Origin of the sequence: Aeromonas sp. 159 (assembly GCF_963862045.1) — a bacterium.
Lineage (GTDB): Bacteria > Pseudomonadota > Gammaproteobacteria > Enterobacterales > Aeromonadaceae > Aeromonas > Aeromonas veronii.
In genome coordinates this window covers 24,447-33,529 of sequence record NZ_CAWLMI010000079.1, presented here as the reverse complement: position 1 = coordinate 33,529, position 9,083 = coordinate 24,447, and the positions used below count along the sequence as shown (strand labels likewise).

The following is a 9,083-nucleotide window of genomic DNA, read 5'->3' as shown; positions in this document are numbered from 1 at the left end:
AGCGGTGTTTTCGCCAACACCTGCTGGCGCCACGCCTCGTCATGCTCGTCGAGAAACAGAATGGGGCCCGGCTCTATGGTGTTGACCCGAACCGCAGGCGCCAGCTCCCGGGCAAAGCTCATGGCCAGCGAATGGGCCCCTGCCTTGGTGGCCACATAGCTGGCAAAACGGGGGGCCGGGGCATGGATATAGATATCGGTGATGTGAATGATGCTGGCGTTGGGATTGCTGGCCAGCCGGGGGGCCAGCGCCCGGTTTAGCTGGAAGGGGGCCGCCATGTGCACCCGGTAGAACTGCTCGAACTGGGCCAGTTGCGCCGCCGGATCAGTTGCCTGCGGCTCGAAGGCCGAAGCGTTGTGGATCACTAGCGCCAGATCCTGATGGGCAGCCAGCACATCGATCAGCTTGCCAACGTCCTCTTCCCGACCAAAATCCGCCGGCACCAGTTCGACCCCCAATGCAGCCAACGTGGCCAGCTCCGGCCGCTCTCTGCGATAACTGCCCGTCACCTGCCAACCCGCTGCCACCAGCTGTTCACAGAGATAAAATCCGAGTCGACGGCCGCAGCCCGTAACCAATGCACGCATACGATCTCCTTTCCCTTTCATGGTCTTGCATGAACGAAGCCCGCCTGCCAGCGGATCACCGCCGATGGCTTGTGCCTATCAATCCCTGCGGCACAAGCCATTGGTCGCGAGCTACCCGCCCGCGTCATAGTGGCGGCATCCCCCTCTTGCGGAGTCACCACCATGCTGAAAGTACACCACCACATGGGTCGCCTGACCCACACCCTCACTGCCGGACTCAGCCTAGCCGAGGCGCTGGATCGCCTGCATCAATCGGGTCTTGGCGGCCTGCCGGTGCTGGATGAGCAGAAACGGCTGATCGGCTTTCTCTCGGAGCAGGACTGCATCCCCAGCCTGCTCACCGGCAGCTACCACTGCGACACCCGTACCCGGGTGGAGGATCTGATGAACCGCACGCCCCTCTCGGTCGGGCCGGATGACAGCATTCTGGAGCTGGCTCGCCAGATGGCCGATGCCAAGCCCAAGATCTACCCGGTGCTGCAACAGGGCAAGGTGATCGGCATCATCAGCCGCCGTCAGGTGATGCAGGCCCTCAACCAGCAGATGAAGGTGTGCCAGCAGACCTAGATCTGGTAACGCCCCTTGTCACCGATATCGAAGTGCAGGGGCATTCGCCACTTGGCCAGCGCCAACAAGCTCAACAGGGCACCGCAGACCAGCGCCACCAGTGCGGCGGCCCACTCCACCCGCAACCACTCCAGCAGCCATAGCGCCGGCAGCAGCACGGGCACCAGCTTGATGCCGGGAATTGCGAAGCAAAACTGCTCCTTGAACGCCAGCCCGGAGAGCGTCGCCAACGCTGCCCCCAGCACCAGCGCATCCGGTGCCCCTACCGCCGCCAGGGCCAGCGCGCCCCAACCAAATCCCTGCAGAATCAGGCGAATCCGCTTGTCGTAGATATGCAGCGAGAAGCCGCAGATTGCGCTTGCCACTGCCAGCAACATCAACCATTGTGCCGACGGGAGCAGTGCCATCCCGCTCAGCAGCGCCGCACCGCGGCAAAGCAGCAACAGGGCTGCCGCACTCAAGCCAAGGCGGTAGAGCGAAACGGTCAACTTGTCGATCCCGTCCAGTGGGCTCTCGATTTCAGGGTTTGCCATAAACAGTCGCTTCTAACGGATCAGGTGTTACCCAATATACTGGAATCAGGTTCTGGAATATCTTCAAACGGGCTCAGGAGACGTAGTTTGCGTGTGATCCCCCTGCTTTTGTTGCTGTTTCCACTCGGATTGCCGGCCAAGGAGCTGGTGATCTGCGGCACCATGGAGCCCCCGCTCAAGTATCTCGATGCCGATCAGAAACCCCGCGGACTCGATATCGACATAGTCACCGCCATCTTCGACAAGCTGGAGACGCCCTTTCGGGTCGAGCTGGCCGACTCCGGCGCCCGCCTCACCCGCAACGCCGAAACCGGCGCCTGCGACCTGGTGATGACCCACTCCTACAAGGCTGAGCGGGAAAGTTATCTCATCTATCCCCAACAGGCCCATCTTCGCCACAGCTGGCACTTCTTCGTGCGCAAGGCGGACCTGATGAAGATCCGCTACGAAACGCTGGCCGATCTCAAACCCTGGCGCATCGGCGTGACCAAGGATTTCTCCTACACCCCTGAACTGGCGGTGGCGATGACCGACCCGGCCTATCAGTTTCAGGAGATCACCATGAACCAGCTGCAACTGCGCAAACTGCTGGCCGGACGGATCGATACCGTGCCGATGCCGCTGGTCACCGCCTTCACCCAGATCAAGGAAGAGGGGCTGACGGGAAAGATCGATTACCTGCCCAAACCGCTCAAGAGCAGCCCCTACTTCAACGCCTGGGCCCGCGCACGGGCGGATGCACAGACCCCAGCCCTGATGGCCGCCTACGATGCCGAACTGCTGCGCATGAAGCGCAACGGCAGCCTCAAGGCCCTCTACGACAAATACGCCATCCCCTATATCGAACCCTGATCAAGGGGTCAGGGTTTCACATCCCGCAGGATCGGGTTTTGCAGCGAGATCAGGGTTTCAGTGGACTGGATCTCGTCGATGGTCTGGATCTTGTTGATCAGCACTATCTGCAGCTCGTCGATGGAGCGGGTCATCACCTTCATGAAGATGCTGTAGTGGCCCGTGGTGTAGTAGGCCTCCACCACCTCGTCCAGCGCCTGCAGCTTGGCCAGTGCCGAGGGGTAATCCTTGGCACTCTTCAGATTGATCCCGATAAAGCAGCAGACGTCGTAACCCAGCTTCTTGGGGTTAACCTGCACCCGTGTCCCCTCGATGATCCCCGCCTGCTTCATCTTCTCCACCCGCACATGGATGGTGCCCGGGCTGACCGCCAGTTGTTTCGCCAGTTCGGCGTAAGGGATCCGCGCATTCTCCATCAGAGCGGTGAGGATGGCCTGATCGAGATTATCGATCCGGTAATTTTCCGGCATTTTTTTGCACTCCTGCTAACGATACCTCATTAAATGACGGCTTATTTTGAAGAAAAAAACACACAAAGCCTATTTGTATTATCGAATATTGAATTTAGTTGGCGATCTGTTGAAGAATCACCACATCCAACGGGGTTTGAAACAGGAATTCAGCATGAAACAGCACTACATTCGCAGCCAACAGCAGATCAGCTTCGTCAAAGAGATGTTCTCCCGCCAACTCGCCCAACAACTGGGTCTGATGGAGGTGCAAGCCCCCATTCTGAGCCGGGTCGGTGATGGTACTCAGGACAACCTCTCTGGCCACGAGAATGCAGTGCAGGTCAAAGTGAAGACCCTGCCGGAGCACAGCTACGAAGTGGTCCATTCACTGGCCAAATGGAAGCGCCAGACCCTGGGTCGCTTCGGGTTCGGCCCGGGTGAAGGGATCTACACCCACATGAAGGCGCTGCGTCCGGACGAAGACAAGCTCACCCCCATCCACTCGGTCTACGTGGATCAGTGGGACTGGGAGAAGGTGATGCCGAGCGAGCGCCGCGATCTGGCCTATCTGCAGGAAACCGTGCGCGGCATCTGGGCCGCCATCAAGGCTACCGAGCGCGCGGTCTGTGCCGAGCATGAGCTGACCCCCTTCCTGCCGGCCGAGATCCAGTTCCTGCACAGCGAAGAGCTGCTGACCCGCTACCCGGACCTCGATGCCAAGGGGCGCGAACGTGCCATCGCCAAAGAGCTGGGTGCCGTGTTCCTGATCGGTATCGGTGGCGCCCTCTCCCACGGCGAACGCCACGATGTGCGCGCCCCGGACTATGACGACTGGAGCAGCCACAGCGAGCTGGGTCTGGCGGGTCTGAACGGTGACATTCTGGTGTGGAACCCGGTGCTGCAAGACAGCTTCGAGATCTCCTCCATGGGGATCCGGGTCGACGCCGAAGCACTGCGTCGTCAGCTCACCATCACCGGCGACGAGGATCGCCTGCAGTACGACTGGCATCAGGATCTGCTGGCTGCGCGGATGCCGCAAACCATCGGCGGCGGCATCGGCCAATCCCGTCTGGCCATGCTGCTGCTGCAAAAAGAGCATATCGGGCAGGTTCAGGTCGGTGTGTGGCCATCCGAAATGAAAGCCGCCATCCCGGGCATGCTGTAAACGCGTTGATTTCATCGGTCTGGCCCGCAAGCTGTGTCACGCGGGTCAGCCCTGAAGGTGTGTGGCGGTGCGGACTGAACGAGCGCAGTCCGGACATGCTGTAAGCCGTGTGGTCATCCCTGATGACCCGCGGCGAAACCGGGGCTTGCCCCTGCGACCCGCTCAACCCACGTAAGGTCGCTTCACTACATTCCTCCCGGCAATCTTCAGATTGCCGTTTTTTTTTGCGCCCGAATCCCCGCCACCAGATATGACAACGCCAGCCCGAGGGCTGGCGTTGCAAACATCGACACGAGATCGGTTACTGGGTCATGGTGAGGCCGTTGCTGTCGGCCCCCAGCACCAGTTTTTTGCCCGGCACGATGCGGCCGGAGAGCAGGGCCTGCGCCAGCGGGTTCTCCACCTTCTGCTGGATCGCCCGTTTGAGAGGCCGCGCCCCATAGACGGGGTCGAACCCGGCGTGGACCAGCTTCTCGAGCAGCGCTTCGCTCACCTCCACCTCGTAACCCTGAGCCTCCAGTCGCCCCATCAGGCTCTTGAGCTGGATGCGGGCGATGGACTTGATGTGATCCTCGCCAAGCGGATGGAACACCACGGTCTCGTCGATCCGGTTGATAAACTCCGGTCGGAAACTGCGGGTCAGCACATCCATCAGCATGGCCTTCATCTCGTCGTAATCCTTCTCGGAGTGGTGCTCCTGAATCAGATCCGACCCGAGGTTGGAGGTCATGATCACCACCGAGTTGCGGAAATCGACGGTGCGACCCTGACCATCGGTCAGGCGGCCATCATCAAGCACCTGCAACAGGATGTTGAACACATCCGGATGTGCTTTCTCCACCTCGTCCAGCAGGATCACCGAGTAGGGACGACGGCGCACCGCCTCGGTCAGATAACCACCCTCTTCATAACCCACGTATCCGGGAGGCGCCCCCACCAGACGGGCCACGCTGTGTTTCTCCATGAACTCCGACATGTCGATCCGCACCATGGCATCCTGAGTATCGAACAGGAACTCCGCCAGCGCCTTGCACAGCTCGGTCTTGCCCACCCCGGTGGGCCCCAGGAACAGGAAGGAGCCGATGGGGCGATTCGGATCGGAGAGACCTGCACGGGAGCGACGAATGGCGTTGGAGACCGCATCGACCGCCTCTTCCTGACCAATCACCCGGCTGTGCAGCTGCTCTTCCATCCGCAGCAGCTTGTCGCGCTCCCCTTCCAACATGCGGGCGACCGGAATACCGGTCCAGCGGGCCAGGACGTCTGCGATCTCCACATCGGTGACGCGGTTGCGCAGCAGACTGGTCTCCTGCATCTCGGCTTGAGTGGCGAGATCCAGCTGCTTCTCCAGCTCGGGGATGCGGCCGTACTGCAGCTCGGACATCCGGCCCAGGTCGCCTGCCCGGCGCGCCACATCGAGATCCTGACGGGCCTGCTCCAACGCAGCCTTGATATGCTGGGTGCCGGCGAGTGCGGCCTTCTCAGCCTTCCACACCTCGTCCAGCTCGTTGTATTCCCGATCTTTTTCGCCAATCTCCTGATTGATCAGCTCCAGACGCTTGCGGCTGGCGTCATCGTCCTCTTTCATCAGCGCCTGCTGCTCCAGCTTGAGCTGGATGATGCGCCGCTCGAGACGATCGAGCGCCTCGGGCTTGGAGTCGATCTGCAACCGGATGCTGGCTGCCGCCTCGTCGATAAGGTCGATGGCCTTGTCCGGCAGCTGACGATCCGCAATGTAGCGGTGCGACAGCTGGGCCGCCGCCACAATCGCGGGGTCGGTGATCTGCACATGGTGGTGCAACTCGTAACGCTCTTTCAGGCCACGCAGGATGGCGATGGTATCCTCGACTGTCGGCTCCTCCACCAGCACCTTCTGGAAGCGACGCTCAAGGGCGGCATCTTTCTCGATGTACTGGCGGTACTCATCCAGGGTGGTAGCGCCGACGCAGTGCAGGTCGCCACGGGCCAGCGCAGGTTTCAGCATGTTGCCCGCATCCATGGCCCCCTCGCCCTTGCCGGCGCCGACCATGGTGTGCAGCTCGTCGATAAAGAGGATGACGTTGCCCTCCTCCTTGGCGAGATCGGTCAGTACGGCCTTGAGCCGCTCTTCAAACTCGCCGCGATACTTGGCCCCGGCCACCAGCGCCCCCATGTCCAGCGACAGCACCCGCTTGTTCTTGAGCCCTTCCGGCACTTCGCCGTTGATGATGCGCTGGGCCAGCCCCTCGACGATGGCGGTTTTACCGACACCGGGAGCACCAATCAGCACGGGGTTGTTCTTGGTGCGGCGTTGCAGCACCTGAATGGTACGGCGGATCTCGTCATCACGGCCGATCACCGGGTCGAGCTTGCCGATTTCGGCACGCTCGGTCAGATCGATGGTGTACTTCTCCAGCGCCTGACGGTTCTCCTCGGCATTGGCATCTTCCACCTTCTTGCCGCCCCGCACCTTGTCGATGGCCGCTTCGAGTTTCTCCTTGGTCAGCCCCTGGGCGCGCAGCAGCTCACCCAACGTTCCCTTGTCGTCGAGGGCAGCCAGCACGAACAGTTCGGAGGAGATGAACTGATCCTTGCGCTGCTGGGCCAGTTTGTCGCAGACGTTGAGCAGGCGGCCGAGGCCGTTGGAGAGCTGCACGTCCCCTTCTACGCCGCTCACGCGCGGCAGGCGATCCAGCTCCTCGCCAAGGCGGGAGCGCAGGGCGTTGATATCCATCCCGGTCAGGGTGAGCAACGGACGGATGGAGCCGCCATCCTGATTGACCAGTGCGGTCATCAGGTGAACGGGTTCGATGAATTGGTGGTCACGACCCAGCGCAAGAGACTGGGCATCGGAAATAGCAATCTGGAATTTGCTGGTAAGGCGATCGAGGCGCATTGCACTCCCCCTTCAAACAGGCAGACGCCGCTTGCGCGGCAAACAACATGACTTTCTGAGATGAAAGATGAGGCCCGTACGGGCTATTTCAAGGGCATGGGCTGGTTATTTTTTCTGCAAAGCGGGGAGAGGGCAGGATCCCCGCCTCTCTCATACGGATCTGTTCTTGAGAGAGACGGGCTATTACTTGGCGGGTGATTGCTTAGCGGGCCAACCAGATGAGGGAGGCCATCCGGCCGGTCTGGCCGTCGCGGCGATAGGAGTAAAACTGCTCGCTGTCGCTGAAGGTGCAGTATTCGCCACCATAGATGGCGGTGACGCCGGCGCGGGCAAGGCGCAGCCGGGCTAGCTGGTAGATATCCGCCAGCCATTTCCCCTCATTGGACGAAGGGATGAACGCCGCTTCTGCTTCGGCCTGCTCGGCCATAAAGGCTTCGCGCACCTCGCCACCCACTTCAAACGCTGTGGGGCCGATGGCCGGGCCCAACCAGGCCAGGATCTCGCCCGGCTCGCAGCCCATGGCGACGATGCTCGCCTCCAGCACGCCCTCTTTCAGTCCACGCCAACCTGCGTGGGCCGCTGCGACCACGGTACCTACCCGATCGCAAAACAACACCGGCAGACAGTCGGCGGTCATCACGATGCAGGCCAGCTCCGCCTCATGGGCGCAGGCGGCATCGGCATCTGGCGCCTGCTGATAATGGTTGCTGACCTGATGAACCACGGTGCCGTGCACCTGATTAAGCCAGTTGAGGGGCCCCGGGATGGCGGCCGCCTGCTGCAAGCGAGCACGATTGGCCTCGACTCGCACCGGTTCATCCCCCACATGGGCGCCCAGATTCAGCCCGGCGAAAACCCCCTCGCTTACCCCGCCATCCCGAGTGGTTGACAGGGCTCTGACATTGGCCGGAGCTGGCCAGTCGGGTTCGATCCATTTCATCTGTGACTCCTTCAATTCACCGATATAAAAACGGGGCTCCTGCAAGGGAACCCCGTTTGGTATCTATTCGGGCCGGATGACGCCAGAAACCGACGCAGCAGGCCCTATCGCATCAGTTCCAGACTAAATCATCCGGATTGGCGAGAGTATCCGCACGCAGCACTTCCATCAGCTCCACCATGTCTTGCGGTGTAGCTGAATGCCACTGCATCACTTCACCCGTGATGGGGTGAGCCAGTTGCAGCATGGTGGCATGCAGCGCCTGACGGTTGAAGTTGCGCAGTGCCTGGGTCAGCTCGGGGGTCGCGTTGCGCAGCGGGCGCAGACGACCACCGTAGGCGGGATCGCCCACCAGCGGGTGCTTGATATGCGCCATGTGGACACGGATCTGGTGAGTACGACCGGTCTCAAGACGCAGACGCAGACGGGTGTGGCCACGGAACTTCTCGTGAACCCGGTAGTGGGTCACGGAAGGACGACCATTGGGCACCACGGCCATATGGGTACGCTGGGTCGGGTGACGGCCGATGGGCGCATCGACGGTACCACCTGCGGTCATGTGACCGATGGCGATTGCTTCGTACTCACGGGTGATCTGGCGCGCCTGCAACGCTTCCACCAGATGGGTCTGGGCGGGTACGGTTTTGGCAACCACCATCAAACCTGTGGTGTCTTTATCCAGACGGTGCACGATACCGGCGCGAGGTACCTCGGCAATGCCGGGGTAGCGGTGCAGCAGGGCGTTGAGGATGGTGCCATCCGGCGTGCCTGCGCCCGGGTGAACCACCAGTCCGGCCGGTTTGTCGATCACCAAGATGTGTTCATCTTCATAAACGATGTTGAGCTCGATATCCTGGGCATCCCAACGGGTATCATCTTCCAGCTCGACATTCACATGCACCTGCTGCCCGGCCAGAATCTTCTCGCGCGGGGTGTTGGCAACCTGACCGTCCAGGGTCACTCTGTCCTGTAAAATCCACTCCTTGATGCGGGTGCGGGAGTAGTCTGGAAACAATTCGGCCAGGGCCTGGTCGAGTCGCTGCCCGAATTGGTGATCCTGGAATTCGCCTGTCAGTTCAATATGCTGGCTCATGTATGGTCTCTTGAGCGGG

9 protein-coding genes are annotated in these 9,083 nt (G+C 61.1%); 3 read left to right on the top strand and 6 right to left on the bottom strand.

Going from position 1 to position 9,083, the window contains the following annotated elements; genetic code table 11:
* A partial coding sequence (locus AACR14_RS13770) for an SDR family NAD(P)-dependent oxidoreductase (protein ID WP_019446590.1) occupies positions 1-587 on the bottom strand: 587 nt, incomplete at its 3' end.
* Between the two features lie 162 nt (positions 588-749).
* Here AACR14_RS13770 and AACR14_RS13765 point away from each other — a divergent pair.
* Entirely contained in the window at positions 750-1,154 is a 405-nt protein-coding gene (locus tag AACR14_RS13765) for a CBS domain-containing protein (RefSeq protein WP_019446589.1), read from the top strand.
* Here the strand turns inward: AACR14_RS13765 and AACR14_RS13760 are convergent.
* Positions 1,151-1,687, bottom strand: coding sequence for a DUF2301 domain-containing membrane protein (locus tag AACR14_RS13760; protein ID WP_019446588.1), 537 nt, complete (start codon positions 1,685-1,687; stop codon positions 1,151-1,153). The genes AACR14_RS13765 and AACR14_RS13760 overlap by 4 nt on opposite strands.
* 87 nt (positions 1,688-1,774) lie before the next feature.
* Here AACR14_RS13760 and AACR14_RS13755 point away from each other — a divergent pair, with 87 nt between their 5' ends.
* Positions 1,775-2,539, top strand: a complete 765-nt coding sequence (locus tag AACR14_RS13755; protein WP_019446587.1) for a substrate-binding periplasmic protein — start codon at positions 1,775-1,777, stop codon at positions 2,537-2,539.
* Between the two features lie 8 nt (positions 2,540-2,547).
* On the opposite strand, the gene asnC is transcribed toward AACR14_RS13755, so the two are convergent.
* Entirely contained in the window at positions 2,548-3,009 is a 462-nt protein-coding gene (asnC, locus tag AACR14_RS13750) for a transcriptional regulator AsnC (protein ID WP_005339783.1), read from the bottom strand.
* A gap of 154 nt (positions 3,010-3,163) precedes the next feature.
* Between asnC and asnA the strand changes: the two genes are divergently transcribed.
* The gene (gene asnA, locus AACR14_RS13745; protein WP_019446586.1) at positions 3,164-4,156 is read left to right on the top strand and encodes an aspartate--ammonia ligase; all 993 of its coding nucleotides are present in this window, start codon (positions 3,164-3,166) and stop codon (positions 4,154-4,156) included.
* A 301-nt stretch (positions 4,157-4,457) separates the two neighbouring features.
* Here asnA and clpB read toward each other — a convergent pair whose 3' ends face one another.
* The 3 genes from clpB to rluD all read right to left on the bottom strand — a co-directional run bounded on the left by clpB (position 4,458) and on the right by rluD (position 9,064).
* Entirely contained in the window at positions 4,458-7,031 is a 2,574-nt protein-coding gene (clpB, locus tag AACR14_RS13740) for an ATP-dependent chaperone ClpB (protein WP_019446585.1), read from the bottom strand.
* A gap of 202 nt (positions 7,032-7,233) precedes the next feature.
* A complete protein-coding gene (pgeF, locus tag AACR14_RS13735; RefSeq protein ID WP_019446584.1) occupies positions 7,234-7,971 on the bottom strand; it encodes a peptidoglycan editing factor PgeF in 738 nt (245 codons plus the stop codon).
* A gap of 112 nt (positions 7,972-8,083) precedes the next feature.
* Complete coding sequence (gene rluD, locus AACR14_RS13730) at positions 8,084-9,064, bottom strand: 23S rRNA pseudouridine(1911/1915/1917) synthase RluD (RefSeq protein WP_005339771.1); 981 nt, start codon at positions 9,062-9,064, stop codon at positions 8,084-8,086.
* Positions 9,065-9,083: the final 19 nt, after the last annotated feature.